Source organism: Dyella sp. ASV21, from assembly GCF_016428975.1.
Lineage (GTDB): Bacteria > Pseudomonadota > Gammaproteobacteria > Xanthomonadales > Rhodanobacteraceae > Dyella.
Map to the genome: position 1 here is coordinate 66,240 of NZ_JAELTT010000004.1, position 25,095 is coordinate 91,334.

Consider the following 25,095-nt stretch of genomic DNA (forward strand, 5'->3'; position numbering starts at 1 on the left):
CCTGGCGGGAACTTTAGGGCCATTTTGGCGGCTCGCATCACAGCTTTTAGGTGCGTCGCACGGCTAAAGCGATCTGTGCCATGGCCGATACAACCCACGAAGACGCCCACGGGGCGCAGCGAGGAACAGGTGGCATGGGCGCAAAGCAGGCGATAACGCAGGCGGGTCAGGGCGACGCACGTACGGTGGCGCTGCCGGCCGATTTTCGCCTGGCCGGGCTGGACGAGGTGAAGACGTGCCTGGTCGAGGCGTTCGATGCACCGGCGGTGCAGCTCGACGGCGCCGCGGTGGAACGCGTGGATACCGCTGCCCTGCAGCTGCTGGTGGCGTTCCGGCGCGAAGCGTCGGCACGCGGCCAGTCGCCGACCTGGCTGGGCGTGAGCGCAGCAATACACGATGCCGCCGGCGTGCTCGGCTTGGCAAAGGCTTTGGAATTGCCGGCACCGATGCCGGCCTGAAACTGAGGTGGACGATGGCAAAGATTCTTGCGGTGGACGATTCGGCTTCGATGCGCGGCATGGTGGCTTTCACCCTGCGTGGCGCCGGTCACGAGGTGAGCGAGGCCGAGAATGGCCAGATGGCGCTGGACGTGGCGCGCGGCGGCAGCTTCGACCTGGTACTGGCCGACGTGAACATGCCGGTGATGGACGGCATCAGCATGGTGCGTGAGCTGCGCACCATGCCGTCGTACAAGGGTGTGCCGATTCTGATGCTGACCACCGAGTCGCATACGGACAAGAAGATGGAAGGCAAGGCGGCGGGTGCTACCGGCTGGCTGGTCAAGCCGTTCGACCCCGAACAGCTGCTGGCCACCGTCAAGCGCGTGCTGGGCTAAGCAGAGCCGGATTCCGGTCCCGGCCGGAGTCCCGTGACTGTGCACCTACCCTGGAGCGGCGCGGGCTCCCGGCTTGTGCCGGGATAGCGCCACCGTTGGAGCGCCCCGCAGGCGCCAATCCAAAGAGAAACACCCCATGAGCAAGGCCGGTCTGGCGCAGTTCCAACAAGTGTTCATCGAAGAGAGTCTGGAAGGGCTCGATACGATGGAGTCGTCGTTGCTCGCGCTGGACAACGGCGGTGACGGGGAGCTGGTGCATACCATTTTCCGTGCGGCGCACTCGATCAAGGGCGGCGCGGCCACCTTCGGCTTTCCGGAGATGTCCTCGTTCACTCATGATGCGGAATCGCTGTTGGACGAAGTGCGCGGCGGCAAGCGCGTCATCGACAGCGTCATCATCGAACTGCTGTTGCGCGCGGTGGATTGCCTGCGCGGCATGTTCGCCCGCGCTCAGGCTGGCCAGCCACTCAACGATGCGGTTTCCGATGGGTTGCGTGCCGAGCTGGCGACGGCCATGGGGCGCGCGCCCGTCGCCGAGGTGAAGGCGCGGCGCGCGGAGGATCACGGCGACGTTTGGGTTATCCGGTTTCGTCCGCATGCCGGCATGCTGGCGGGCGGTAACGATCCGCTGCGGTTGATTCGCGAACTTACCGGGCTGGGCGAGCTCACGGTCGCCGCGGAGCTGGACAAGCTGCCGGCTACGCTGGCGGCCCTGGAGCCCACCGAGTGCCATCTGGGTTGGATCATCGAGCTGAAGGGCCTCGCCAAGCGCGCGGATATCAGTGCGGTGTTCGACTGGGTGGAGGGTGAGTGCGACCTGACCATCGAGGCCAAGCACGTGCCGGCCCCCGAGGCCGCACCCGCGCCTGCCGCGGCGGCACCGGTGGCGGATGTGGGGGCCGTGCGCGCCCAGCGCGAATCCAGCGCCGAATCCAGTTCGGTGCGTGTATCCATCGACAAGATCGATGGACTGATCAACCTGGTAGGCGAGCTGGTGATTACCCAGTCCATGCTCGACACCTTCCGTGGCGGCGAGATTGACCCGGCGCGATTGGCCATGCTCGAACAGGGCCTGGCCCAGTTGGGTCGCCACACGCGCGAGTTGCAGGAAAGCGTGATGGGCATTCGCATGCTGCCCATTGCGTCGGTCTTCAACCGCTTCCCCCGCATGGTGCGCGACATCAGCCAGAAGCTGGGCAAGCAAGTGAAGCTGGAGCTGGTCGGCGAGCAGACCGAGCTGGACAAGACGGTGCTGGAGAAGATCGGCGATCCGATGGTGCACTTGGTGCGCAACGCCATCGACCACGGCCTGGAAACGCCGGACAAGCGCCGCGCCTCCGGCAAGGGCGACACCGGCACGCTCAAGCTGCAAGCCTCGCATCGCGGCGGCAATATCGTGGTGGAAGTGTCCGACGACGGCGCTGGCCTCAACCGCGATGCCATCGTCAACAAGGCCATCCAGCGTGGCATCATCGCCAGCGCCGAAGGCATGACCGACGACCAGGTGGCCGAGCTGATTTTCCAGCCGGGCTTCTCCACGGCCGCCGTTACCACGGACCTGTCGGGTCGTGGCGTGGGCATGGACGTGGTCCGCCGCAACGTTTCCGACCTTGGCGGCACGGTCACCATCCGCAGCACGCAGGGCAAGGGCAGCACGTTCACCATTATCTTGCCGCTGACGCTGGCCATCATCGATGGGCTTACCGCTGCCGTGGGCGAGGAGCGCTACATCGTGCCGCTGGTATCCATCGTGGAATCGGTGCAGTTGCGCGCTGAAGCCGTGCGCAGCGTCGCCGGCGGCGGCGAGCTGTTCCGCTTCCGCAACGAGTATCTGCCGGTGATCCGCCTGCACGATGTCTTCAACTGCGACAGCGCGGTGCAGGCCATCGACGAAGGGCTGATGGTCGTGGTGGAAGGCGACGGTACCCGCGTGGGTCTGTTTGTCGACGGCCTTATCGGGCAGCAACAGGCCGTGGTGAAGTCGCTGGAAGCCAACTACCGCCGCGTGCAGGGCGTGTCGGGCGCCACCATCCTGGCCGACGGTTCGGTCGCGCTGATCGTGGATATCGCCGGCCTGGTACGCATGCAGGGCCGCCGCAAAGCGGCCTGATTCCCCGCGCGAAGGTGTCCCGGCGCACTCCGGGGTGGCGTGCAAAACCTAGTAAGCAACACCCGTCGCGACAGGAAGCCGTGACCACCGACCGCAAGGCCGGTGTAGAGCAGTGCAGGGAATGAATCCGGCAATCGCATCCCGCCCTCTTCATTCTGAAGGTTTCCTCATGAAGTCCCCTTTGCAGTACGTCGATCGCCTTAGCCTGCGTGCCAAGGTGTGGTTGGTGGTCGCCTTCGTCTTGGCAGGGCTGACCACGCTTACGGTGATCTCCTCGATCGGCAGCCGGCGTCAGCAGCTGGAGTCACGCGAGCATGCGCTGCGGGACGAGGTGAGCACCGCCACGGCGGTGATGCAGGACTACTACGACCGCTTCAAGGCCGGTGAATTCAGCGAGACCGAGGCGCAGAAGCGCGCGCTGGCCGAACTGCGCGTGATGCGATGGGGCAACGGCAAGGGCTATGTGTTCGTCTTTGACGGCAACTACATACTGCGCATGCATCCGGTGCTCAGCGGCGATGTGGGCCGCAACGTGCGTGAGGACAAGGATCCCAACGGTCGCCCGCTGTACCAGTTGATGCTGGCGACCGACCGCGCCAATGGCGCCGGCATCACTGAATACGTATGGCCGATGCCGCCGGACAAGCAGCTCGAACCGAAGATGACCTACACCGCCTGGTTCAAGCCGTGGGACATGCATGTCGGTTCGGGTGCCTACTTCGTGGATATCGACGCCCAGTTCGCCAGCATGCTGGAAGTGAACCTGTTGCGCGCCCTGCTGGTGGCCTTGCTGGTGATCGCGGTGGTGTGGCGTTCCATGCACAGCATTCGTTTGAGCATCGGCGGCGAGCCGGCCTTCGCCATGGCCATGGCCGCACGCATCGCCGATGGCGACCTGGCACAGGATGGTGCAAACCGGCAGTTCCGCCCGGGCAGCATGCTCGAAGCATTACAGCGCATGCGCGGCAAGCTGGCGGAGATCGTGCACGAGGTACAGCAAGGTTCGCAGGTGGTTTCCGCCGCTGCCGGGCAGATGGCGCGCGGCAACGACGATCTGTCCCACCGCACCCAGGAGCAGGCCTCCAGCCTGGAGGAAACCGCCGCCTCCATGGAGGAGATGACCTCGGTAGTGCGCCAGAGCGCCGACAACGCCGGCCATGCGGACCAGCTGGCACGTAGCGCCCGCGCGCAGGCCGAGCGAGGCAGCGAGGTGGCCCAGCGCACCAGCGGCGCCATGCGCGAGATTGAATCGGCCAGCCGGCAGATCACCGACATCGTGCAGCTGATCGACGACATCGCCTTCCAGACCAATCTATTGGCGCTCAACGCGGCCGTGGAAGCGGCGCGTGCGGGCGAGCAGGGGCGCGGCTTTGCGGTGGTGGCTGGCGAGGTACGCAACCTGGCCCAGCGCAGTGCCAGTGCGGCCAAGGAGATCAAGGCCTTGATCGGCGATACCGTGGGCAAGGTCCACGCCGGTTCGATGCTGGTGGAGGAATCGGGGCAAGTACTGGCCGGCATTGCCGATAGCGTCAAGCGCGTAACCGACATCGTGGCGGAGATCGCCGCCGCCAGCCAGGAGCAATCCAGCGGCATCGACCAAGTAAACCGGGCCGTGATGCAGATGGACGAGGTCACCCAGCAGAACGCAGCCCTGGTGGAAGAGGCCGCCGCTGCCGCGCGGGCCATGCAGGAGCAGGCCGATGCGTTGCAGCGCCAGGTGCGCTACTTCCGCTTGAACGAGCTCTCCGAGGGCCCGAGCCGGCGGCCGTCCGACCCCGCACCGCAGGCTCCCGTGCGCCCGCTCAAGCCGGCGCCGCCGCAGGCGGTGACGGCCGACGGCTGGAGCGACTTCTAAGCCGATCCACGTACGCGCGATAGGGCATTTCGCCTACTGCGCCACTCAAGTTTCCCCCGTTACCGCCGATTCAGTTTCCGAATGGGACCGCGCAGTGGGTCCCGACGACGAGGCAAACATGTCCGATAACACCCGGAGCGAGGCGCTCCAGTCGCAGTACCTCACCGTGAACCTCGCCCACGAGGAATACGGCATCGACATTCTGGCGGTGCGCGAGATCCGTGGTTGGACGCCGGTCACGCGCATTCCGCAGGCGCCGCACTACGTGCTGGGCGTGCTCAACCTGCGCGGCGCGATCGTGCCCGTGATCGACATGCGCCTGCGCTTTGGTCTGGAGCGCGAAACCTACACCGCCACCACCGTCACCGTGATCATCACCGTGGCCGGCCGCCATTTCGGCGTCGTGGTGGATGCGGTGTCCGACGTGCTTGACGTGAGCGACGACGCCATTCGCCCCGTGCCTGACCTGGGCACCACGGTGGATACCGAATACCTCAAGGGGCTCACTTCCACCGGCGAGCGCATGGTGCTGCTGCTGGACGTGGACAAGCTGTTGCAGCCCCACGATGCCCAGATGCTGGAGGCGGCGCTGCCCGCTGCCTCTGATGTGAAAGCCGTGGCCTGATGGATTTAGCAGGAAGTCGAATCGTCATGAAGAAATTTGCTTTGAAGATGCCTCAGCTGTCTGTGCGCAACCGCCTGCGCGTGGTGTTCGGCCTGCTGGGCCTGATGTTGATCGGCGGCGCGGTGATCGGTCTGGGTTCCATGCAGATGCAGAACAACGGCATGGGCAGGATTTACGAAGAGGAGATCGTGCCGACCCAGTTGGCCTCCCAGATCTCCACGCGCTCGCTGATGTCGTTCATCCTGCTGGGTGAGTCCAGCTCGCTGGTCAGCAAGCCCGAGCAGGTGAAGGCCAAACTGGCCGAGTACGACAAGATCCAGGCGGAAATGAACGAGCTCAAGAAGCAGTTCGCCGCCATTCCCATGAGCGAGGCGGTCAAGAAGCCGTACGACGCATGGCGTTCGACCGACGCCGACTACGCCGATGCCAAGAGCATGCTGGTCGATGCGCTCAAGCAGGGCGATACCGGCGCCAACGAGCTACTGGAAATGCAGGTGCGCCCGTTGATGATGGAGCGCCAGGACGCGCTGGCGAAGATGGTGGACGCGCAGCGCGCGGACGCCAAGCAGATCTTCGACGACCAGGTGTCGCGTTACCACGCCATCCGCGCGCTCAGCATCGCTGCGCTGCTGGCGGGCATGCTGATCGCCAGCATCATGGCGGTGCTGTTGATGCGCTCGATCCTGAGCACGCTGGGCGTGGCGGTGAAGGTGGCCGACGACATCGCGACCGGCAAGCTGGGTCACGATATCAAGGTGACCCGCAACGATGAGCTGGGCGAGTTGCTCGGCGCGCTGCGCACCATGGACGAGCGCCTTAGCACCATCGTGGGCGAAGTGCGTCATGGCGCGGGCTCGGTGAGCTCGGCGGCGCAGCAGATCGCTCGCGGCAACGACGATCTGAGCCAGCGTACGCAGGAGCAGGCCTCCAGCCTGGAAGAGACTGCCTCGTCGATGGAGGAGATGACCTCTACCGTCAAGCAGAACGCCGAGAACGCCAGCCATGCGAACCAACTGGCGACCGCGACCCGTCGCCAGGCGGAGCACGGCGGCGAAGTGGCCTCCCAGGCCAGCGCGGCGATGCGCGAGATCAACGAATCCAGCCGCAAGATTTCCGAGATCGTCAGCCTGATCGATGAAATCGCCTTCCAGACCAACCTGTTGGCGCTCAACGCCGCCGTGGAAGCGGCGCGTGCCGGCGAGCAGGGCCGCGGCTTCGCGGTGGTGGCGACCGAGGTGCGCAACCTGGCGCAGCGCAGTGCCGGTGCGGCCAAGGAGATCAAGGGCCTGATCAACGACAGCGCCGACAAGGTGCGCGTGGGTTCCTCGCTGGTGGATCAGTCCGGCAAGGCGCTGGCGGAGATCGTGGACAGCGTGAAGAAGGTCACCGACATCGTGGCCGAGATCGCCGCCGCGAGCCAGGAGCAGTCGGCGGGCATCGACCAGGTGAACCACGCCGTGCTGCAGATGGACGAGATGACCCAGCAGAACGCCGCCTTGGTGGAAGAAGCGGCCGCCGCTGCCCGTGCCATGCACGAGCAGGCCGGTGAGCTGGCGCGCCAGGTGAGCTTCTTCCAGGTGGGCGAGAGCAAGTCGTCCGTTGCCAGCGAAAAGGCACGTTCGCAGACCGTGATGGAAGAAGCCGAAGCGGTGTTCGCCGCTGTGCGCGGCAGCTCGTCGCCCGCCTCCCGTCCGCCGCGCAGCGAAGCGGCTGACGCAGGTTCCTGGAAGGAATTCTGAGCATGACCACCGCCGCCACGATGGATAACAACAACGCCGTGGCGGGCATGGGTGGCCCGTCACTAGGCAACGCGGAGTTCGAGTTCCTGCGGGCGTTCGTCTACGAGCACTGCGGGATCTCGCTGGGGGAACACAAGCGGCAGCTGGTACAAGGGCGCTTGCTGCGCCGGCTGCGCGCGCTGAAGCTGCGTGATTTCGCCGATTACTGCGAACTGCTGCGGCGCGATCCGCACGGTGAACTGGGCGAGCTGGCCAGCGCCATCAGCACCAATGTCACGGCGTTCTTCCGCGAGTCGCATCACTTCGACTTGCTCAGCAACGAGCTGCTGCCACGCTGGATCGCCGAGAAGAAGAAGGACGGCGGCCGCCTGCGCATCTGGTCGGCTGGCTGCGCCACCGGTGAGGAACCCTACACCCTGGCCATCGTGCTGGCCGAAGCGCTGGAGAAACATGGCGCTCAGGTCGACGCCAAGATTCTTGCCACCGACTTGTCGCCGCAAGCGCTGGAGACGGCACGCAAGGGTGTGTATCCCATCGAACGACTGGAAGGCGTGAGCGACGAGCGTCGCCGCCGCTGGTTCCTGCGTGGGGAAGGGGAGTACGCGCAGTTCGCGTGCGTGCACCCGCGTCTGCGCGAGCTCGTAAGCATCCTGCCGCTGAACCTGCTTCACGATTGGCCGATGCAGGGTCCGTTCGACGCGATCTTCTGCCGCAACGTGGTGATCTATTTCGACAAGCCCACCAAGCAGCGCCTGTTCCAGCGTTACGCCGGATTGCTGCCGGAAGGGGGCTATTTGTTCCTTGGCCACTCTGAGTCCATGTACGGACTCAATGACAGTTTTGACCTGATCGGACGCACGGTCTACCGGAAACGCAGCCCATGAGCGTCCCTGCTGTACAGATTCCCGCCGGGTCCAGTTACGACCCCGCCCGCGTATTGCCCGGTTTCGAGCATCTGCGGCGTTTCTGGGACCCCGCTCACGGCTGTGTCACGGTGAAGGTGCTGCCCGGCGACTACTACGTCAGCCAGCAGGACGAAATGATCTCCACCGTGCTCGGCTCCTGCGTATCGGCCTGTGTGTTCGATCGCTTGCGGCGTCTGGGTGGCATGAATCACTTCATGCTGCCCGAGCCGCTGGGCGGCGAGCGCGGCAGCTGGGCCGATACCGTGGGGCGCGCGGCGCGCTACGGCAACGACGCCATGGAACAGCTGATCAACGCGATCCTCAAGGCCGGCGGCCAGCGCGCCAACCTGGAAGTAAAAGTGTTCGGCGGTGGCCGCGTGCTGGCCACCATGACCGACATCGGCCAGCGCAACATCGCCTTCGTGCGGCGCTACCTGGAGGCCGAGCGCCTGCCGGTGAGCGCCGAGGACCTTGGCGACGTGCATCCGCGTCATGTGCAGTTTTTCCCCAGCACCGGCAAGGTGCGCGTGCGTCAACTGCGCGGTCGCGCCGACAAGGTGCTGGTGGACGGCGAGCGGCTTTACCTCAAGCGTTTGGCAAATGATCCGATAAAGGGAGAGGTGGAGCTGTTCTGACGCGCAGGGCGCGGCAGCAGACTCCTGGCAAGCATCCGGCGCCGGCACGGGCCTACCGGCATGGGCGCAGCGCGCCCGTGCCGCACGACGAAGACGAGACGAATACGCAATGGAAAGAGTTCGCGTCCTGGTGGTCGATGACTCCGCACTCGTGCGGAAGCTGCTGTCGACCATGCTCTCGTGCGATCCCTGCATCGAGGTGGTCGGCACGGCTGCCGACCCGCTGATTGCCCGCGACAAGATCAAACAGCTCAACCCCGATGTGCTCACGCTCGACGTGGAGATGCCCCGCATGGACGGCATCACCTTCCTCGAGAACCTGATGCGCCTGCGCCCGATGCCCGTGGTGATGGTGTCTTCGCTGACCCAGGAAGGCGCCGAAGTGACGCTGCGTGCGCTGGAGCTGGGCGCGGTGGACTTCTTCACCAAGCCGGGCAACGACCTTGCCAGCACCTTTGCCGAAGGCGCGCAGGAAATTTGCGCCAAGGTAAAGCTGGCCGCACTCGCCAAGCCGCGCCAGCGCACGGCCGTGCGCAAGCTCGATGTGCCGCCGCGACTCACCGCCGACGCGGTGCTGCCGCGCGCGCAGACCGCCGGCACGCGCGGCGGCAGCCCGATCATCGCCATCGGTGCCTCTACCGGCGGCACCGAAGCGATTCGCGTGGTGCTGGAGGCCATGCCGCCCGATGCGCCGCCGATCGTGATTACCCAACATATTCCCGCCGCCTTCAGTGGTCCGTTCGCCGCTCGCATGGACACCTGTTCCGCCATGCGCGTGTGCGAAGCGCGCGATGGTCAGCCGCTGCAGCCGGGGCACGCTTACATCGCGCCCGGCAGCGAGCACCTGCTGGTGATGTGGGACGGCGCCAAGTACGTCTGCCGCCTGCACAACGGGCCACCGGTGAATCGGCATAAACCCAGCGTGGACGTGCTGTTCCGTTCCATGGCCGCCAGTGTGGGCCGGGCCGGCATTGCCGCGCTGCTCACCGGCATGGGCGACGACGGCGCGCGTGGCCTGCAGGAAATGCAGCAGGCCGGTGCCCGCACGCTGGTGCAGGACGAGGAGTCCTCGGTGGTGTGGGGCATGCCCGGCGCCGCGTGGAAGCTGGGCGCCGCCGACGAAAAGCTTCCGCTAGACCATATCGCCGCGCGCCTGCTCGCGCTGGCGCATCAACCCCTTCTCCGCGCCGCTGTGCCGGCCACCTGATTGTTCGGATATCCCATGGACGCCATCTATACCTTCATGCGCGTGCGACCCGTGGTCGGCCTGGTCGCCAGTGCCGCCGCCCTGTTGTTGACCTTGCTATGGCCATCCGCATGGCTACCGCCGGTGCTGATCGTGCTGGTCGCCGCCGCCTGGATTGTGGAAATGCGCCGTACTCCGCCGGTGGTGCGGACGGTGGTGGAAGAATCCCTGGCGCATCACGCGCCAGTGCGCGAGGCGCTGGAAGAAGTGCGCACCTCGCTGGTCGATGAAATGGGCCATGCGACCCGCGAGCTGCATCAGGCGCTGGATCTGTTGCGCGACGCCGTGTCCGAACTGGGCGGCGGCTTCGATGGCCTTTCGCGCAAGACCGGCATGCAGCAATCGCTGCTGCGCCAGATCATCGACGTGCAGAACGGTGGGGTATCCGTGCAGGATTTCGCCGCTCGCACCGGTGACCTGTTGGAGCACTTCGTGGGCATGGTGGTGCAGATGTCGCGCGAAAGCCTGCGCATCGTCTACCGCATCGACGGCATGGCCAAGGAAATGGACGCGGTGTTCGGCCTGCTGAAGAACGTGAACACCATTGCCGAAGAGACCAACTTGCTGGCACTCAACGCAGCCATCGAGGCGGCGCGTGCAGGCGAATCCGGTCGCGGCTTTGCGGTGGTGGCCGGCGAAATCCGCAACCTCGCCAGCCACTCCAACCAATTCAATGAGCAGATCGGCAGCCACGTTGAACGCGCCCGCTCCGCCATGGAACAGTTGCGTGGTCTGGTCGGCACCATGGCCTCGCAGGATCTGAACGTGGCGTTGTCGGCCAAGGGCGGCATCGACGCGATGATGGCGCATGTAACCGAGAGCGATGCGCGTACCAGCCAGGTAGCCGACCAGGTGGTGGAGATCAATCGCGGCCTGGGCACCGACGTTGCCACCACGGTGCGTTCGCTGCAGTTCGAAGACATCCTCAGCCAGCTCATCAACCAGACCCGCCAGCGCCTGGTCGAGTTGCAGGAAGTCACCAGCGAGTGCACGCGGGATATCGAAGACCTGGCCTGCAGCTCCGTCGACGCCGAACTGCTGGCACAGCGCGCCGAGCGCGTACGCAGCCGCCTGGCGATCCAGCGCGAGAAGGCACGTATCCGTTCGCGTGGCCCCGCGCTGCAGAACTCGATGGATGCCGGTGAGATCGAACTGTTCTAAAGGATGCCTGCCATGAGCCTGACCGTTCACCACGATACCGAACAAGATTGCCTGACCCTGCAGCTGGGCGAACGCTTTGACTTCAGCGTGCATCGCGACTTTCACGACGCCTGCCTGGGTGGGCGCGTGGCCCGCAGCTACGTAATCGACCTGGGGGAAGTTACCAGCATGGATAGCTCCGCTCTTGGCATGTTGATGCTGCTGCGCGAACACGCAGGCTCCGACCGCGCCGATATCCGCATCGTCAACGCTGGCACCAGCCTGCGCGGCACCCTGCGCGTGGCCGGCTTCGATAAGCTGTTCGTGCTGCATTGAACCTCGGCGCCCCGCTCAGGGCGGGGCAACCGATGTGGGCACACGGCGTGCCCCGCGATATGCTCGCGCCCGAGGACGGCCACCGGGTCGACGATCAGGGAGGGAGTGATGGCGCGGATAGCTTGGTTGTTGGCGGCCGGATTGGTCGCCGTGGGGGGAGCGCTCGGTGGAGCGGTATGGTTTCGGAATGCGACCCCCTCAGCGTCGGAGCCACAGGATATGGCGGCTGCCGTGCAGTCAATGCGGCGCGTTCATGTGGTGGTGCCGCCTTACAGCGAGGCGGAATACCATGCGTTTCTCGAGGCGGCTCGCAAAGCCGAGGCTATCGAGGATCCCTTGCAGCGATGCCTTGCCTATCCGGAGCCTCCGGGACTGCACTGGTCCAAGGCGGTCACGTCGGCGTATTGCCATTACCTGCTGGACCCGGTGGTAACCCTGGCGCAAGCGCGCGACTGGATCGAGCAAGGGCATGTAGCCGAACTGGAGGCGCAGCTCGCGCGCGCCAAGGAAATCCAGCTCAATCGCACCGGTATACCCGGCCTGCTGGACGCCACCTATAACCATATTTTTCGTGATGGCTCGGCGGACACGCGCGCGCTGATGGATGCGTGGAAGCGGCAGGCGCCGGACAGCCCCTACGCACTCGCCGCCAGCGGCGTGGCGTACGTGGCGATGGCCCAGCGTCAACGTGGCGGTAATTACGTGTCGGAGACGCCGCAGAGCAACTTCGAGGCAATGCATCGCTTGCTGGAGCAGGCGAGAACGGATCTGGACCGTGCCGTTGAGCTCGATCCCAAGATGACGCCGGCCTATGGCGCCATGCTCTATGCCGCCACGCTCGATAGCGATAGCGCATACGGCGTCAGCGCGGCCAAGCGTGCGCTGGCGATGGACCCGGCGAATTTCCCCATCTATGCGCGATTGGTGTGGGGCAGTCAGCCCAAGTGGGGCGGTAGCGTGGAGCAGATGCAGCGCGTGATTGACGATGCTCAGCGTCATGCGGCCGAGAACCCGTTGCTGCTCCTGCTGTTGTCAGAACGCAGTGGCGGCGAGGATTACGTGGAGAACTGTCGTTGCGATGAGCAAGGAGAATTCACACTCTATCGCACGGTGTTCGCCGAGGCGCCGCCGTTAAATATGCTGATGAGCGCCGGTTGGGCTGCTGCCGACCGAGACAATGCGGCGTTATCGGTGATCTACCGCTCTGAGCTGCTGCGCTTTGATCCCAGCCAGCTCCAGCATCGGCAGGGCCGCGCCTATGGGTTGCTTCGGCTGGGCGAAACCGACTGGGCACTGGCCGAAGGCGACGCGCTGGTGAAGTTGGGGCCGCAGGACGCCAATGCCTACGCCGTGCGAGGACAAGCACGGCGCATGCTGGGTCAGTCGGCCCCAGCGCTTGCCGATCTGGAGCAGTCGTTGCGCTTAAACCCCTCTGATGCGTGGACGCTGTCCGCCATGGGCGATATCTACATCAACGATATGCACGATTGGGACAAGGGGTGGGAGGTTGCCAACCGCATGCTGCAATTGGCACCGGACAATCCGAATGGCTGGTTTATGCGTGCGGCCATCCAGAAGGAGCAACCCCGTGACGGCCTGGATCAGACCATTGCGGACTTTCAGGCGCGGTTTGGCCAGGACCCTAGCAAGCAGCAGTTGGTGCAGCAGATGCTGGCCATGAAAGAGCCGGCGAAACCGCCGCATTCGTAAGGCGGGTGGCGAGGCGCTTTGTCGCCTACGTCAGCAGCGCGAGTTACCGACTTCGGCGAAACGGAAATCGTCGGGGTTGGCGGTACTCACGCCATTGCGACCATCGAACTTGGTGCGGTACATGGCTTCGTCCGCCTGGCGCACCAATTGTTCGAAGCGGGTGCCGGGCCGTGCCGCGGCCACGCCAATGCTTGCCGTCACCGGGATGGCGTGATGGTCGACGCGCGCATGCGAATGGGCCAGCGCCTGGCGTAGCCGTTCGGCAATCGCCAGGGCTTGTTCAAGGGTGGCATCGGGCAGGGCGAGCACGAATTCCTCGCCGCCATAGCGGCTGGCAAGGAGGCCGGGCCAGTGCACATGCTCGCGCAGCACGGTAGTGACATGACGCAGCACCGCGTCGCCAGCGTCGTGGCCCCAGCGATCGTTGATCTGCTTGAAGTAATCGAGGTCGAAGATGATCAGGGAGAACGGCTGCCCCCGCTGTGCCGCGCGCTCCAGACTGGCGCGCCCCTTGGCCACGATGGCGCTGCGGTTGAGCAGGCCGGTGAGTCCATCGGTATGCGCGGCGCGGCGCAGATCCACCATCAGGCGCTCGGTGATGAGTTGCAGCAACGCAAAGTACGTCGCCATGCCGGCGATGATGCCCACGACATAAGTAGCCGCCACCGGTGTGCCGGCCATCATGATGTCCTGTCCCGCATGGGGATCGACTGGCATGAATACGCGTACCAGGTAAAAACCCGCGTTCATGAACATTACCGCGGCGGCGATGCGGCAACTGGTGCGAATGGACGGCTCGCCGTAGCGCAGCAGCAGGTACGCATAAGCCAGGTTGAAGGCCATGGCCTGCAAGCTGCCAATGGTGAGGCGGGTACTCAGGTCCGGTACCACATAGGCGAACCAGGCCAGGCAACCGCTATAGGCCAGGATGAAGCAACCGGGCCAGCGCCATCGAAAGGCGAGCCCCACGTGCTGGGCGATACCCTTGAGGGTTAGCACGTTGGCGGTGACCAGGAGGGCGTTGGCGAGCACGATCGAAAAAAGGTCGGGAATCTTGTTGCGAAAGCCGATCAACATCACCCCGACCATGGCGATCCACATGCTGGCGACCCAGATGCGCAATACCCCCTGGTTATGCAGCACGCTGATCAGGGCGGTGAAGCCCAGCGTGGCGGATATCCCCATCAGCAAGCTGACGAAGGTCAGGGTGGGAATGTCGAGATGCATCGCTCTCCCTCATGCCGCTACGCCTCTCGTCTTGCGCAAGAGGTGTGATGGGCCTAGGCCGAGGCCCGCGGATCGACGCTTCCGCCGTTATGCACCAGTTTATCGGCAGATTTTTCGAAACTTGAACTGTGTCACAAAATGGGGCGTCGGGCCAAAAAAAGAGGCCCCGGAGGGGGCCTCGAATCAAAGCAACGGCAGAAGTAGGCGGGCTTACCAGGTCCGCACGTCGGCCACGCCGACGGTGTAGGACTGCATTTCAGGATCGAAGCGGAACAGGCGGCCCAGATCGAAATCCACCGACTGGCCCGGCGCGATGTTGGTGGTGCCGGCGGGCCAGCCCTTCTTGGACTGCAGCACCTTGCCGGTGCCGTCCTTGGCGTCGATGGAGATCTGCGCGGCGGCGGGCTGCGAGCAATGGTTCACCAACTGGCCGGCAAGGCTCAGACGGGCGCCCATACCGGAGCCGACGACTTTCATCTTGAAGCCTTCCACGGCGAAATCCGTGGGCGCGCAGGCGTGGGCGGCCAGCGGGGCGAACAGCAGCAAGGCAGAGGCAATCAGGGTCTTCATGTGGAGTCCGTCGAAAGTTCAAGTCGAAAAAGGGGTGCGACGAGAACAACATCGGCGGCTTTGCCTGATTCTTTAGCCAGCGCATGGAGTTGCGTTCAGCGACGGGCGAGCAGGTCGGTGTGCTCGATGAACCATAGGCCGGCGAATAGCTTGGGATCGATCGAATAGCCCTCGGCCGCGCGGGCAAACAGCCACTGCCCAGCCTCTTTGCGGGGCACTTCGTGCACCACGATGTTTTCCGATTCGTCGCCGCCCCCGGGGCCCACCTTGGTCAGATCCCAGGCGCGTACAAAGGCGATCATTTCCGTGCTCATGCCAGAGGACGACGGGCCTTCATGCACGAACTCCAGGCGTTCGCAGCGGTAGCCGGTTTCCTCTTCCAGCTCGCGACGGGCCGCCAGCAGCGCGTCCTCGTCGCCATGATCGTGCAGGTCACCGACCAGTCCCGCGGGCATTTCGATGGTGTTCTTGAGGATGGACACGCGGTACTGCTCGACAAACAGCACCTTGTCTTCGGGCGTCACTGCCAGAATGATCACGGCGCCGCCGGGATTGTTCCGTTCGGCGTATTCCCAGCGCCCGCGCTTGCGCAGGCTCAGCCAGCGGCCCACATAAAGGGTTTCCTCGGGGGCGCTGGCGTCGGTGGGAATGGCGCTGTGCGTAGAAGTCATGAGCGTGACCGGGGCGGTAAGGGAAGCCCGCATGGTGCCGTGCCGATGTGTCAGCTACAACCAGGGCGCGTCATTCGCCGACGTGCAGCTCCACCGGACGCGGCCGCACGCGCACCGCCCATGCCACACCCGCCACCAGCAGCGTGACGCCGGCCAGGGTCAGCGGCCCCGGCGCATGTCCGCGCAGCGCAAATGCGTAGCCCAGCGCGGCGAGGGTTTCGAATACGATCAATTGCCCGGCCAGTGCGGTTGGCAAGCGCTGGCTGGCGGCGTTCCAGCACAGCGTGCCCAGCCAGGAGGCGAACAAGCCAATCGTCGCCATCAGACCCACGAAGCGCCAGGGCAGCGGCCCGAACGGCATGGCGAACGGGTCGCCACGCAGATGGAGGAACAACCACACCACGGCATAGCCGAGCAGTGCCAGCGGCAGCGTGGCCAGCCCCTGCGCGGTAGCCCAGGTACGCGGGTGTCGTTCTGGATGCGCACGCAGCCAATCCGCATTGCGCAGCGGATACCACGTCCAGCACACCACCGCGCCGCAGGCCAGCAAGGCGCCGCGCGCATAACGCCACAGTTCGGCATGGGTCGGCAGCGCCAAGTCATTCAATTCAGCGCGATTGACGCAGGCGATGCCAGCCCCGATCAATAACAATGACGGCAGCAAACCGAGCCAGGGCAGGCGGCCATCGCGATGCGCATCGCGCAGGTTCGCGCTCACCGCGATCACCACCGGCAAGGTGCCGATAATCATCGTGGGCAACGGCGCGCCAGCCAGTTGGATGGCGCTGGCCAGGCACAGGTAGTAGAGCAGGTTGCCCACGGCGGCGAGCTTCAGCGCTTCTATCCAATCCACACGCTGGAGTTGGCGCAGCGCGCGCCGATCCATCCATGCCAGCGGCAGGGCAATCAGTCCAAACGCGAGGTAGCGCCCTACCGATTGCAGGGCGGCTGGGTAGCCGGGCAGCAGCAAGGGGCTGATAAAGACCAGGCCCCACATAAGGCCGGCGGCAAGCGCGTAGAGGGTTCCAGTCCACATGGGTGATAGCGTGGGGTGCCGCTGGGTGGATGTCTTGTACGAGATTGCGGTGGGGCTGCTGGGGGCGGGTGCGACACGCAGGTAACCCGGCCTCGGGCAAGCCTGGGTCATCATCCCCGCGAGAGCGGGGATCCAGCGACTTTCGCTTTGGGTCTGGCGGTGTCGCCACAACAAGCGCAGCGGCGCTGGATTCTGCTTTCGCAGCGCGCAGGGATGACGGGATGGGAGAGGGGGGGGCTTACGTTGCGGTTGCACCATCTACCGGCGCAACTCTCGCTGATACCTCGCCGGCGTCACCCCATACCGGCGTGAAAACGCACGCGTCAGATGCGCCTGATCGGCCAAACCCACGGCTGCCGCCACGTGCGCCGCGGGTGCTCCGTGTGAAAGCTGTCGCTTGGCTTCGGAGAGACGTAATGCCATCAACATCTGTTGTGGGGTGGCGTGATGCTGCGCCCGGAACTGGCGCAGGAAATGGAATGGGCTGAGCCCGGCAACGGCGGCCAGCTCTTCCAGCGTGAGACGTTGGGAGAGATGCGCGTGCAGATAGTCCAGCACCGGCGCGAAGCGCATGGCACCCGCGGTTGGCGCGTTCGGAGGCGTGCGTGCATGCTGGCGGAACAGCGCGAGCAATTCGAACAGCAGGCTGTCGAAGGCCAGAGGCTCGCGCGCGTGCCAAAGCCCGTCGAGCAGGCCGGAGACGCGTTGCGCGTGGTCCGGGTGTTCGTGCACGGCATCGCTGAACCACCAGCCGGGCTCGTCGGTGATCTGTGCCACGGCCGTGGCTTCGATGTAGAGCATGCGATAGCGCCAACCGCCCGCAGTTTCGGCACGTCCGGTGTGCAGTTCCTCCGGATTCATCGTTACCAGCGAATCTGGTGGGGCGAGATGGTCCGCGCCGCGATAGCGAAAGCGTTCCACACCCGCCTCGATCGCACCCAGGCCAAAGCCGTCGTGGGCATGTGGCTCGAACGCATGCCGCACGATATGCGCGCGATACAGCTCTACGCCAGGGCGATGCGCGGCCAGCCGGAACTGGGCGGCATCATGGGTGGAGGAGAACGTGTCGGGAACGCCTTGCATGGCGGGCATGCTAGCGCGGCGCGCGTATCAACCGACCAGCGACTTCAGTCGCGTGCGCGTCAGCGGCCCAAAGCGCAGCCGTTCGCACAAGGCATCGACGGTCGCCGCTGTGCCGGGTTGACGGCGCAGTGTGTTGACATCGGCGGCAACCGGGGCATCCAGCGCAATGCGGGTCAGCCTGCGGTACAGGCGCGCCGCATCGGCATGCTGGCGTAGCTTGGCGGCGCAACTGGCGGCGCCGCGCAAACGCAGGAACGACACTTCGTCCACGCGATCGAGCAGGTCGTCGAGGCTGCCGAAATGGGCCAGTAGCGCGGCGGCGGTCTTGGCGCCGATGCCGGGCACGCCGGGAATGTTGTCCACCGCGTCGCCGCACAGGGCGAGGTAATCGGCCACCTGGTGCGGGTGCACGCCCAGGCGCTCGAGCACGCCGGCCGGTCCCCAGCGCGTGTTCTTGGCGTAGTCCCACTGTTCGTCGTCTTCGCCCAGCAGTTGGCCGAAGTCCTTGTCGGCCGACACGATTACGCTGCGAAAACCGTGGCCGCGGAAGCTCCACAGCGCACTGCCGATAAGGTCGTCCGCTTCGTAGGTGTGATCGATCAACACCGTGACGCCAAGCGCCTCGGTAACTTCGCGGCACAGCACGAACTGCCGCTCAAGATCGGGTGGCGGCAACTCACGGTTGGCTTTGTACGCAGGGTAGATGCCGTTGCGGAACGAGGTGGTGAGCGAGGCATCGAAGGCGACGGCCAGGTGCTCGGGCTTGACCCGCTCCAGCAGCTCGCACAGAAAGCGGGTGAAGCCATGCACGGCGTTTACGGGGTGGCCATCGGTATCGTGGAACTCGTCGGGCATCGAATGCCAGGCGCGAAACACGTACAGGCTTCCGTCGATCAAATGGACGGCTGGACGGCTCATGGCGCCCACACGCTGACGAGATCATTCACGGCGGGACGATCGCGATCCGGTACGTCGATCTGGGCCGTGCCGATATGCACGAAGCCGATCACCTGTTCGTGTTCGCCCAGCCCGAGGAGGTCGGCCACTTCGCGATGGTAGGCCGCCCAGCCGGTGAGCCATTGCGCGCCAAAGCCCAAGGCCTCGCTGCCGAGCAGCAGGTTATAGGCCACGCAACCGGCGCTGAGCTGTTGCTCGATCACCGGCACGCTGCTGCTAGGGTCCAGGTGCGCGATCACGGCGACTACCAGCGGGGCGAAGTCATAGCGCGTGCGATCTTTCTCGCGCTTGGATTCGGGCATGTCCGGATTAACCCGCAGCGAGAGTGCGGCGAGCTTGGCGCCGAACGCCAGCTTGGCATCGCCGCGCAACAGGATCAGTCGGAATGGCACCAGCTTGCCGTGGTCGGGCACGCGGATGGCGGTGGCGAGCAGGGCTTCCAGCACATCGCCTTCCGGCGCCGGCGCGCCCAATTGGCGCGAGGGGACCGAGTGACGCTGCTGGAGCAAAGACAGAGGATGGGGCATGGGGAATTCCGGGGAAAGCAAAGGCGGCATGCTAACCCCCGGGAGAGAAGCGCGTGAAGTGAGGCCGGCCGGTGCCGGCCCCGCATGCACGCTCAGCTGGCCAGTCGGAACGAGCCCGGCAGCAGGGTTTGCACGGTGGTTTCCTGCAAGGCGCCGTCCAGATTGCCCAACCAAACCGGCATGGCGTCGTCGCACAGTTCGGCCATCACCTGGCGGCAGGCGCCGCAGGGGCTGATCGGGGTGGGGGTGTCGCCAATAACGGCCAGGCCAGCGAAATCGCCGGGTTTACAGCCCGCCGCCATGGCGGTGAACAGCGCGGTGCGTTCGGCGCAATTGCACAGGCCGTACGAGGCGTTTTCGACGTTGCAGCCGGTGAAATGGCGGCCGTCGTGGGTTATCAGCGCCGCGCCGACGAGAAAGTGGGAATACGGTGCGTAAGCCTTGTCGCGCGCCTGGCGCGCCATGCTCATCAGCTCATTGGGAACAACGACTACGGTCATCGGGATCTCCATGGCGGGACCCCCATCGTCGTGGCCGCCGGAGCGGCATCGATACCGGTGGCGCGCCAGTTAACTCCGTTGGCGCGCGCTCCGCAAGTGGCAGGTGGTTTGCGGCGCGGGGCTTGGGCTAGGATGCGGAGACCTTTCCGCAGGGGATGCACGATGCCGATCACCGTGGCTGCATTGCGCGAATCCGCCGCTGGCGAACGCCGGGTGGCGATCACGCCGGAGATGGCGAAGAAGTTTCAGGGCAAGGGACTGCGCGTGCTGCTGCAGCGTGGCGCGGGCGAGGCGGCGGGCTTTCCCGACAGCGCCTATGCGGAGGTCGATTTCGCCGATGCCGAGAGCGTGCTGGCCCAGGCCGACGTGCTGACCTGCGTGCTGCCGCCCGACGATGAGGTATGGCCGCGCCTGCGCGAGGGCGCCATCGTGGTGGGGCAATTGCGGCCTTACGGTGCGGCGGCGCGCATCGTGGCGATGGGCAAGCGACGCCTGACGGCGTTTGCGCTGGAGCTGCTGCCGCGCACCACGCGTGCCCAGGCCATGGATGTGTTGAGTTCGCAGGCGGCGGTGGCCGGCTATCGCGCCGTGCTGATTGCCGCGGAAGCGGCGACCAAATTCTTCCCCATGCTTACCACGGCGGCGGGCACGATACGCCCGTCTCGCGTGCTGGTGATTGGCGCGGGCGTGGCAGGCTTGCAGGCGATTGCCACCGCACGGCGTCTGGGTGCGCAGACCGAAGGCTACGATGTGCGTCCGGAAACCCGCGAACAGGTGGAGTCGCTGGGTGCCAAGTTCCTGGATCTGGGCGTGAGCGCGGCGGGCAGCGGCGGTTACGCGCGCGAGTTGTCCGTCCAAGAGCGCGCCGCGCAGCAGCAGGCGTTGGCCGATCACCTCAAGCAAGTGGATGTGATCGTGACCACCGCGGCCGTGCCCGGGCGACCGTCGCCGAAGATTCTCAGCGCGGCCATGGTCGATGGCATGAAGCCGGGCGCGTTGATCGTGGATCTCGCGGCGGAGGGCGGCGGCAATTGCGAGCTGACCCGTCCCGGCGAACGGGTGGAACACGGCGGCGTGGTGATCCTGGGGCCGCTCAACGTGCCGGCGGGTGCACCGCTGCATGCGTCGGAGATGTATGCGCGCAACGTGTACAACTTCGTGGAACTACTGGTGCACGACAGTGCGCTGGCGCCGGATTTCACCGACGAACTCATCGCCAAGAGTTGCATTACGCGTAACGGCGAGCCGCATTTCCAGGGGTGAGTTAACGCGCAAGGAAAACCCCGCCGAAGCGGGGTTTTCTTTAGAACTTGGGCGGGCTGTGCGGACCCCCGCCATGCGGCCCGGGAGCGCGCGGCCCCGGACCGTGCGGGCCACCGCCACCAGGGAAGGGCGGCGGCGCGTCGCGCATTTCCTGACGCCACTGGCGCATCAATTGCTCACGCTGGTTGGGCGGCAACTGCTGAAAATGCTGGAACGCCGCATGCAAGCGGTCACGCTCGGCCGGCGGCAGCTCCTGGAAACGGCGGCTGTTCTCGCGCGCCTGTTCGCGCTGCTCCGGTGTCATTTTCTGCCACTGGTCGATGCGCTGACGGATTTCCTCGCGCTGTTGCGGCGGCAACGATTTCCATTGCTGTGCGCGTTGCAGCATGCGCGCCTGCCGCTCCGGCGGAAACGTATTCCATTTGTCGGCCAGCGGCTTGAGCACATCCTGCTCGCTGGGCGAGAGGCTGCTCCACGGGCGCGCTGCCGGCGGCGGCCCGGGCGGCATGCCCGGTGGGGGCGGCGGCGGTGGCGGCAGGTTCTGTGCGAATGCGGTCGACGCGGTACCTCCCAGCAGGCTTGCGAGCAACAGAAACGCATAAAGTCGAGGTCGATACATCATCAACGGCTCGCCTGGCTGTCACCGTTCTTCGCCAGCCAGCCATAGAAGTCCATGTTCTGGTACAGCGTGGGGTCGGCGGCGGCCGCATCCGGCGGCAGCTCGCTATCGCTGTCGGTGGCGATGGCAGATGTACCTGTGCCCGCACCCGCCGGACCCTCCACCGGCGCCGAGAACATCAGCGCGGCAAAGGCGATGGCGGCGAAGGCGCCGGCCGGCAGCAAGAGCTGCAGCAGGCGATGGGCGAGCGAGGAACCTTCGGCACCGGCCAGTGCCGCGCGACGGGCCGCCCGCAACCGGGCCGCCGTGGCCGGATCGAGTTGATGGGCCGCTTCGCGGTAGAGCTCACGGGCGCGGCGTTCGAGGTGGTTATCAGGCGCTTTCATCGCCATTCCTCCAGTAGGTCACGCAAGCGTTGCAGCGCGCGCGACAGGTGTGTTTTTACGCTCCCTTCCGAACAACCCATGGCCTGTGCGGTCTCCGCCACATCCAGGCCCTCCAGCACGCGCAGCATGAAAGCTTCGCGCTGGCGCTGGGGCAGCTTTTTCACGGCTGCTGCCATGTCCGCGTACGACTGCGAGTCGTGTAAGCGCTCGAGTGGGCCAGGCGAGGTATCCGCTGGGTCCCAGGCGGGCAGTTCCTCGCCATCTTCATCACGGCCACCTAGCCAGTTGACCATGATCGAGCGCACCTTGCGGCGACGCTGTAAATCCACAATGCGACGGCGCAGGATGCCCCAGAACAGGGGTGTCCATTCCTGCGGCGGTTTGTCGCCGTAATGCTTGACCAGCCGCAGCATGGCGTCCTGCACGGCGTCCAGAGCGTCTTCCCGATGGCCCAGGTTCAACTCGGCCATGCGGAAGGCGCGACGTTCCACCTGCGCCAGAAACGCATCCATCGAAGCCGGCACTGCGCGTGTATCGGTCAGCAGGTCGGCATCCAGGGTGGAGACGACGCTACTCATGACGTCATCGTCCAATTCGCCGGACAGGGCATCCTGTGACTCCATCGGTTCGTCCTTGTGCATCAACGCTCAAGGCTCGCGCAGGTTGACCCGCGTCCGTATGATGCGGGGACAACGATGTCCGGGCAGGGAGGGGTCATGATCGACGGGTTCCTGGCGCTTTACATCTTTATGCTGGCCGCTTTCACGGGGTACGAGATCATCGCGCGGGTTCCGGTGATTCTCCACACGCCGTTGATGTCGGGTTCTAATTTCATTCACGGCATTGTGCTGGTCGGCGCCATGATTGCGCTAGGGCATGCCCAGACCACCTTCGAGCTGGTCATCGGCTTTCTTGGCGTACTGCTGGGCGCCGGCAACGCGGCCGGCGGCTACGTGGTGACCGAGCGCATGCTGGAGATGTTCAAGGCCAGCAAGCCCGCCGTAAGCAAGGAGTCCAAGTAATGGCCTGGCTGCCGATGGTGATCAAGGCCTGTTACTTCCTCGCTGCCCTGCTGTTCATTCTCGGTCTCAAGCGGATGAGCTCGCCGCGCACGGCGCGGGGCGGCATCGTCTGGGCGGGCGTGGGCATGCTGGTGGCGGTGCTGGCGACCTTCGCCCTGCCGGACATCCATAACCGGGGGCTGATCCTGGCGGCGGTGCTCATTGGCGTCACGGCGGCCTGGTGGTCAGGGCGCCGGGTTGCGATGACGGCCATGCCGCAGATGGTGGCCCTCTACAACGGCATGGGCGGTGGCGCGGCGGCGGCCATCGGCGCCGCGGAGCTGTTCAGCTACGCCAGCAACTCGGTCACGTTGCTCGATGGCGGCCAATTCACCGCCAACGGCGCGGCTACCCCGGGGGCGGCCCAGTTGACGCTGGCGGTGCTGGGCGCCCTGATCGGCTCGGTGAGTTTTTCTGGTTCGCTGATCGCCTTCGCCAAGCTGCAAGGGTGGCTGGACAAGCGCTTCGTGTTTCCCGGCCAGCGGGTAATCAACCTGTTGGTGCTGGCCGGGGCCGTGGTGTTGGGCGCGATGATCGCCGGGGGGCAGCTCAGCATGCCGCTGATCGTCAGCTTCTTCGTGCTGGCGCTGCTGTTCGGGCTGATGATGACCCTGCCCATCGGCGGCGCCGACATGCCGGTGGTGATCTCGCTGTACAACGCGTTTACCGGCCTGGCGGTGGCGTTTGAGGGTTTCGTGCTGCAGAACGAGGCGATGATCATCGCCGGCACGGTGGTTGGTGCGGCGGGCACCTTGCTGACCCAGCTGATGGCCAGGGCGATGAACCGCTCCATCGGCAACGTATTGTTCGGCAGCTTTGGCGCGGCGGCCGGGGCGGAGGCCCAGGCCATCGGCGGCAGCCAAAAGCCGATCGAGGCGAGCGACGCGGCGGTGATGATGGCCTACGCCGAGCGCGTGGTGATCGTGCCGGGCTACGGCATGGCCGTGGCGCAGGCGCAACACAAGGTGTGGGAGTTCGCCAAGCTGCTGATCGAGCGTGGGGTGAAGGTGAAGTTTGCCATTCATCCGGTGGCCGGCCGCATGCCGGGCCACATGAACGTGCTGCTGGCCGAGGCGGGCGTGCCGTACGATCTGATCGCCGACATGGATGACATCAACCCCGAGTTCCCCAATACCGATGTGGCGTTGGTTATCGGCGCCAACGACGTGGTGAACCCGCTGGCCAAGACCGATCCGGCGTCACCGATCTACGGCATGCCGATCCTGGACGTGGCGGCGGCCAAGCAGGTGATCGTCGTCAAGCGCGGCAAGGGCACCGGCTTTGCGGGTATCGAGAACGCGCTGTTCTATGCCGATAACGCGCGCATGCTCTATGGCGACGGCCAGGCCGCGGCGGGCCAGCTGGTGGCGGAGCTGAAGACGCTGGACGTCTAGCGCAGCTGAATCAAGGCCTCGGCGAGGGTAGATGTCTTGCCTTGCCACCCGAGGCTTCAGTCGCGAGCGGGGGGGCGCTTGGCGCCGGCCCGGATCGCCGCGACAGCCGCCAGGCCAGCGCCGGCTGCGTACCAACCGTAGTCGGTCGTCAGGCCGCCGAGCTTGCTCAACTGCAGCAGCAGCCCCAGGCCGGCCGTGCGCAGGGCATCGACCAGGCCAAGGCCCATCAGGCCGGCAATACGCGCGCCCGCCGTGAGCAGGTTCACATAGACCGCTGCCACCAGCACTGCCAGCCCGGCGAGCAGAGCGGCTCCCGCGCCAGAGGGGCGTACCCAGGCTCGCATGACCTTGCCCAGCGCCCAGCCGATCAGCAACGCCAGCCAGGGCAGCGGGCGTTGCAGGTACAGGGTGGGCACCATCCATACCGCCCCAGCGGCCAGGCCCAGCGCAAGGGCGCTGATCAGGGCGAAGCCCCAGGAAAAGACACGCCGTGCGCTCATGGCTGGCGGAACGTGGACAGGGTGAAAGGCACGGTGGGTCCGAACGTAAAAAGGACCATCATAGCGCGGACATGCCCGGGCCCGATGTCGGATTGGGCCGCTCCGGCCCTTGAGTTTGGCCCGCTCCGGCCTGATGTGAGCGGGCATGCCCGCCTGTCAGGCGGC

27 protein-coding genes are annotated in these 25,095 nt (G+C 65.6%); 15 read left to right on the forward strand and 12 right to left on the reverse strand.

Going from position 1 to position 25,095, the window contains the following annotated elements; genetic code table 11:
• The first annotated feature begins 80 nt into the window (after window positions 1-80).
• The 12 genes from JHD67_RS02455 (at window position 81) to JHD67_RS02510 (ending at window position 13,136) form a co-directional block, all read left to right on the forward strand.
• Window positions 81-458 carry an STAS domain-containing protein gene (locus JHD67_RS02455; RefSeq protein ID WP_199096944.1) on the forward strand — a complete coding sequence of 126 codons (378 nt, stop codon included), beginning with the start codon at window positions 81-83 and terminating at the stop codon, window positions 456-458.
• A 14-nt stretch (window positions 459-472) separates the two neighbouring features.
• Entirely contained in the window at window positions 473-835 is a 363-nt protein-coding gene (locus tag JHD67_RS02460) for a response regulator (RefSeq protein ID WP_199096946.1), read from the forward strand.
• Window positions 836-971: 136 nt separating this feature from the next.
• Window positions 972-2,945 carry a chemotaxis protein CheA gene (locus tag JHD67_RS02465; protein ID WP_199096948.1) on the forward strand — a complete coding sequence of 658 codons (1,974 nt, stop codon included), beginning with the start codon at window positions 972-974 and terminating at the stop codon, window positions 2,943-2,945.
• A 169-nt stretch (window positions 2,946-3,114) separates the two neighbouring features.
• Window positions 3,115-4,800 carry a methyl-accepting chemotaxis protein gene (locus JHD67_RS02470; protein WP_199096951.1) on the forward strand — a complete coding sequence of 562 codons (1,686 nt, stop codon included), beginning with the start codon at window positions 3,115-3,117 and terminating at the stop codon, window positions 4,798-4,800.
• A 118-nt stretch (window positions 4,801-4,918) separates the two neighbouring features.
• Window positions 4,919-5,425 (forward strand): chemotaxis protein CheW, encoded by a 507-nt coding sequence (locus tag JHD67_RS02475; RefSeq protein WP_199096953.1) that lies wholly within the window; start codon window positions 4,919-4,921, stop codon window positions 5,423-5,425.
• A 26-nt stretch (window positions 5,426-5,451) separates the two neighbouring features.
• Window positions 5,452-7,164: a methyl-accepting chemotaxis protein gene (locus tag JHD67_RS02480; protein ID WP_199096954.1), complete on the forward strand. Its 1,713-nt coding sequence runs from the start codon at window positions 5,452-5,454 to the stop codon at window positions 7,162-7,164.
• A gap of 2 nt (window positions 7,165-7,166) precedes the next feature.
• Window positions 7,167-8,048 (forward strand): protein-glutamate O-methyltransferase CheR, encoded by an 882-nt coding sequence (locus tag JHD67_RS02485; RefSeq protein ID WP_199096956.1) that lies wholly within the window; start codon window positions 7,167-7,169, stop codon window positions 8,046-8,048.
• Window positions 8,045-8,704: a chemoreceptor glutamine deamidase CheD gene (gene cheD / locus JHD67_RS02490; protein WP_199096958.1), complete on the forward strand. Its 660-nt coding sequence runs from the start codon at window positions 8,045-8,047 to the stop codon at window positions 8,702-8,704. Before JHD67_RS02485 ends, cheD begins: the two co-directional genes overlap by 4 nt.
• Window positions 8,705-8,813: 109 nt before the next feature.
• Complete coding sequence (locus JHD67_RS02495) at window positions 8,814-9,911, forward strand: chemotaxis response regulator protein-glutamate methylesterase (protein ID WP_199096959.1); 1,098 nt, start codon at window positions 8,814-8,816, stop codon at window positions 9,909-9,911.
• A 15-nt stretch (window positions 9,912-9,926) separates the two neighbouring features.
• Window positions 9,927-11,111 (forward strand): methyl-accepting chemotaxis protein, encoded by a 1,185-nt coding sequence (locus tag JHD67_RS02500; protein ID WP_199096961.1) that lies wholly within the window; start codon window positions 9,927-9,929, stop codon window positions 11,109-11,111.
• A gap of 12 nt (window positions 11,112-11,123) precedes the next feature.
• A complete protein-coding gene (locus JHD67_RS02505; protein ID WP_199096963.1) occupies window positions 11,124-11,426 on the forward strand; it encodes an STAS domain-containing protein in 303 nt (100 codons plus the stop codon).
• Window positions 11,427-11,666: 240 nt separating this feature from the next.
• Window positions 11,667-13,136 carry a DUF4034 domain-containing protein gene (locus JHD67_RS02510; RefSeq protein ID WP_199096964.1) on the forward strand — a complete coding sequence of 490 codons (1,470 nt, stop codon included), beginning with the start codon at window positions 11,667-11,669 and terminating at the stop codon, window positions 13,134-13,136.
• Window positions 13,137-13,166: 30 nt separating this feature from the next.
• Here the strand turns inward: JHD67_RS02510 and JHD67_RS02515 are convergent, their stop codons facing one another.
• The 8 genes from JHD67_RS02515 to cdd form a co-directional block, all read right to left on the reverse strand.
• Window positions 13,167-14,363: a GGDEF domain-containing protein gene (locus JHD67_RS02515; protein WP_199096966.1), complete on the reverse strand. Its 1,197-nt coding sequence runs from the start codon at window positions 14,361-14,363 to the stop codon at window positions 13,167-13,169.
• A gap of 210 nt (window positions 14,364-14,573) precedes the next feature.
• Window positions 14,574-14,933: a hypothetical protein gene (locus tag JHD67_RS02520; protein ID WP_199096968.1), complete on the reverse strand. Its 360-nt coding sequence runs from the start codon at window positions 14,931-14,933 to the stop codon at window positions 14,574-14,576.
• A gap of 95 nt (window positions 14,934-15,028) precedes the next feature.
• Window positions 15,029-15,604 carry an NUDIX hydrolase gene (locus JHD67_RS02525; RefSeq protein ID WP_199096970.1) on the reverse strand — a complete coding sequence of 192 codons (576 nt, stop codon included), beginning with the start codon at window positions 15,602-15,604 and terminating at the stop codon, window positions 15,029-15,031.
• Between the two features lie 70 nt (window positions 15,605-15,674).
• Window positions 15,675-16,640 carry a DMT family transporter gene (locus JHD67_RS02530; RefSeq protein ID WP_199096972.1) on the reverse strand — a complete coding sequence of 322 codons (966 nt, stop codon included), beginning with the start codon at window positions 16,638-16,640 and terminating at the stop codon, window positions 15,675-15,677.
• Between the two features lie 258 nt (window positions 16,641-16,898).
• Window positions 16,899-17,723 carry an AraC family transcriptional regulator gene (locus JHD67_RS02535; protein WP_199096974.1) on the reverse strand — a complete coding sequence of 275 codons (825 nt, stop codon included), beginning with the start codon at window positions 17,721-17,723 and terminating at the stop codon, window positions 16,899-16,901.
• 27 nt (window positions 17,724-17,750) lie between these two features.
• Window positions 17,751-18,641, reverse strand: coding sequence for a 5'-3' exonuclease H3TH domain-containing protein (locus JHD67_RS02540; protein ID WP_199096976.1), 891 nt, complete (start codon window positions 18,639-18,641; stop codon window positions 17,751-17,753).
• Window positions 18,638-19,207 (reverse strand): nitroreductase, encoded by a 570-nt coding sequence (locus JHD67_RS02545; protein ID WP_199096978.1) that lies wholly within the window; start codon window positions 19,205-19,207, stop codon window positions 18,638-18,640. Before JHD67_RS02545 ends, JHD67_RS02540 begins: the two co-directional genes overlap by 4 nt.
• A gap of 92 nt (window positions 19,208-19,299) precedes the next feature.
• The gene (gene cdd / locus JHD67_RS02550; RefSeq protein WP_199096980.1) at window positions 19,300-19,707 is read right to left on the reverse strand and encodes a cytidine deaminase; all 408 of its coding nucleotides are present in this window, start codon (window positions 19,705-19,707) and stop codon (window positions 19,300-19,302) included.
• Between the two features lie 162 nt (window positions 19,708-19,869).
• Between cdd and JHD67_RS02555 the strand changes: the two genes are divergently transcribed.
• Window positions 19,870-20,970, forward strand: coding sequence for an NAD(P) transhydrogenase subunit alpha (locus JHD67_RS02555; RefSeq protein ID WP_199096982.1), 1,101 nt, complete (start codon window positions 19,870-19,872; stop codon window positions 20,968-20,970).
• 40 nt (window positions 20,971-21,010) lie between these two features.
• On the opposite strand, the gene JHD67_RS02560 is transcribed toward JHD67_RS02555, so the two are convergent.
• The 3 genes from JHD67_RS02560 to JHD67_RS02570 are packed head-to-tail and all read right to left on the reverse strand — an operon-like array spanning window position 21,011 to window position 22,553.
• Window positions 21,011-21,592, reverse strand: a complete 582-nt coding sequence (locus JHD67_RS02560; protein ID WP_233171591.1) for a DUF3106 domain-containing protein — start codon at window positions 21,590-21,592, stop codon at window positions 21,011-21,013.
• Window positions 21,592-21,975, reverse strand: a complete 384-nt coding sequence (locus JHD67_RS02565; protein WP_199096984.1) for a DUF3619 family protein — start codon at window positions 21,973-21,975, stop codon at window positions 21,592-21,594. The genes JHD67_RS02560 and JHD67_RS02565 overlap by 1 nt, the downstream gene beginning before the upstream one ends.
• Window positions 21,972-22,553, reverse strand: coding sequence for an RNA polymerase sigma factor (locus JHD67_RS02570; RefSeq protein WP_199097051.1), 582 nt, complete (start codon window positions 22,551-22,553; stop codon window positions 21,972-21,974). Before JHD67_RS02570 ends, JHD67_RS02565 begins: the two co-directional genes overlap by 4 nt.
• Window positions 22,554-22,691: 138 nt before the next feature.
• Here JHD67_RS02570 and JHD67_RS02575 point away from each other — a divergent pair, with 138 nt between their 5' ends.
• Window positions 22,692-22,997, forward strand: a complete 306-nt coding sequence (locus tag JHD67_RS02575; RefSeq protein WP_199096986.1) for an NAD(P) transhydrogenase subunit alpha — start codon at window positions 22,692-22,694, stop codon at window positions 22,995-22,997.
• The gene (locus JHD67_RS02580; RefSeq protein ID WP_199096988.1) at window positions 22,997-24,430 is read left to right on the forward strand and encodes an NAD(P)(+) transhydrogenase (Re/Si-specific) subunit beta; all 1,434 of its coding nucleotides are present in this window, start codon (window positions 22,997-22,999) and stop codon (window positions 24,428-24,430) included. Before JHD67_RS02575 ends, JHD67_RS02580 begins: the two co-directional genes overlap by 1 nt.
• A 56-nt stretch (window positions 24,431-24,486) precedes the next feature.
• Here the strand turns inward: JHD67_RS02580 and JHD67_RS02585 are convergent, their stop codons facing one another.
• A complete protein-coding gene (locus JHD67_RS02585) occupies window positions 24,487-24,930 on the reverse strand; it encodes a hypothetical protein (RefSeq protein WP_199096990.1) in 444 nt (147 codons plus the stop codon).
• Window positions 24,931-25,095: the final 165 nt, after the last annotated feature.

What these genes read in the sequence shown, in the direction of transcription:
- JHD67_RS02530 (WP_199096972.1), bottom strand. Translation starts at nt 16,640, where the DNA reads ATGTGGACTGGAACCCTCTACGCGCTTGCCGCCGGCCTTATGTGGGGC.
- JHD67_RS02535 (WP_199096974.1), bottom strand. Translation starts at nt 17,723, where the DNA reads ATGCAAGGCGTTCCCGACACGTTCTCCTCCACCCATGATGCCGCCCAG.
- JHD67_RS02545 (WP_199096978.1), bottom strand. Translation starts at nt 19,207, where the DNA reads ATGCCCCATCCTCTGTCTTTGCTCCAGCAGCGTCACTCGGTCCCCTCG.
- JHD67_RS02525 (WP_199096970.1), bottom strand. Translation starts at nt 15,604, where the DNA reads ATGACTTCTACGCACAGCGCCATTCCCACCGACGCCAGCGCCCCCGAG.
- JHD67_RS02485 (WP_199096956.1), top strand. Translation starts at nt 7,167, where the DNA reads ATGACCACCGCCGCCACGATGGATAACAACAACGCCGTGGCGGGCATG.
- JHD67_RS02580 (WP_199096988.1), top strand. Translation starts at nt 22,997, where the DNA reads ATGGCCTGGCTGCCGATGGTGATCAAGGCCTGTTACTTCCTCGCTGCC.
- JHD67_RS02455 (WP_199096944.1), top strand. Translation starts at nt 81, where the DNA reads ATGGCCGATACAACCCACGAAGACGCCCACGGGGCGCAGCGAGGAACA.
- JHD67_RS02540 (WP_199096976.1), bottom strand. Translation starts at nt 18,641, where the DNA reads ATGAGCCGTCCAGCCGTCCATTTGATCGACGGAAGCCTGTACGTGTTT.
- cdd (WP_199096980.1), bottom strand. Translation starts at nt 19,707, where the DNA reads ATGACCGTAGTCGTTGTTCCCAATGAGCTGATGAGCATGGCGCGCCAG.
- JHD67_RS02515 (WP_199096966.1), bottom strand. Translation starts at nt 14,363, where the DNA reads ATGCATCTCGACATTCCCACCCTGACCTTCGTCAGCTTGCTGATGGGG.
- JHD67_RS02505 (WP_199096963.1), top strand. Translation starts at nt 11,124, where the DNA reads ATGAGCCTGACCGTTCACCACGATACCGAACAAGATTGCCTGACCCTG.
- cheD (WP_199096958.1), top strand. Translation starts at nt 8,045, where the DNA reads ATGAGCGTCCCTGCTGTACAGATTCCCGCCGGGTCCAGTTACGACCCC.
- JHD67_RS02555 (WP_199096982.1), top strand. Translation starts at nt 19,870, where the DNA reads ATGCCGATCACCGTGGCTGCATTGCGCGAATCCGCCGCTGGCGAACGC.
- JHD67_RS02495 (WP_199096959.1), top strand. Translation starts at nt 8,814, where the DNA reads ATGGAAAGAGTTCGCGTCCTGGTGGTCGATGACTCCGCACTCGTGCGG.
- JHD67_RS02470 (WP_199096951.1), top strand. Translation starts at nt 3,115, where the DNA reads ATGAAGTCCCCTTTGCAGTACGTCGATCGCCTTAGCCTGCGTGCCAAG.
- JHD67_RS02560 (WP_233171591.1), bottom strand. Translation starts at nt 21,592, where the DNA reads ATGATGTATCGACCTCGACTTTATGCGTTTCTGTTGCTCGCAAGCCTG.
- JHD67_RS02570 (WP_199097051.1), bottom strand. Translation starts at nt 22,553, where the DNA reads ATGAGTAGCGTCGTCTCCACCCTGGATGCCGACCTGCTGACCGATACA.
- JHD67_RS02520 (WP_199096968.1), bottom strand. Translation starts at nt 14,933, where the DNA reads ATGAAGACCCTGATTGCCTCTGCCTTGCTGCTGTTCGCCCCGCTGGCC.
- JHD67_RS02510 (WP_199096964.1), top strand. Translation starts at nt 11,667, where the DNA reads ATGCGGCGCGTTCATGTGGTGGTGCCGCCTTACAGCGAGGCGGAATAC.
- JHD67_RS02565 (WP_199096984.1), bottom strand. Translation starts at nt 21,975, where the DNA reads ATGAAAGCGCCTGATAACCACCTCGAACGCCGCGCCCGTGAGCTCTAC.
- JHD67_RS02575 (WP_199096986.1), top strand. Translation starts at nt 22,692, where the DNA reads ATGATCGACGGGTTCCTGGCGCTTTACATCTTTATGCTGGCCGCTTTC.
- JHD67_RS02585 (WP_199096990.1), bottom strand. Translation starts at nt 24,930, where the DNA reads ATGAGCGCACGGCGTGTCTTTTCCTGGGGCTTCGCCCTGATCAGCGCC.
- JHD67_RS02465 (WP_199096948.1), top strand. Translation starts at nt 972, where the DNA reads ATGAGCAAGGCCGGTCTGGCGCAGTTCCAACAAGTGTTCATCGAAGAG.
- JHD67_RS02460 (WP_199096946.1), top strand. Translation starts at nt 473, where the DNA reads ATGGCAAAGATTCTTGCGGTGGACGATTCGGCTTCGATGCGCGGCATG.
- JHD67_RS02500 (WP_199096961.1), top strand. Translation starts at nt 9,927, where the DNA reads ATGGACGCCATCTATACCTTCATGCGCGTGCGACCCGTGGTCGGCCTG.
- JHD67_RS02475 (WP_199096953.1), top strand. Translation starts at nt 4,919, where the DNA reads ATGTCCGATAACACCCGGAGCGAGGCGCTCCAGTCGCAGTACCTCACC.
- JHD67_RS02480 (WP_199096954.1), top strand. Translation starts at nt 5,452, where the DNA reads ATGAAGAAATTTGCTTTGAAGATGCCTCAGCTGTCTGTGCGCAACCGC.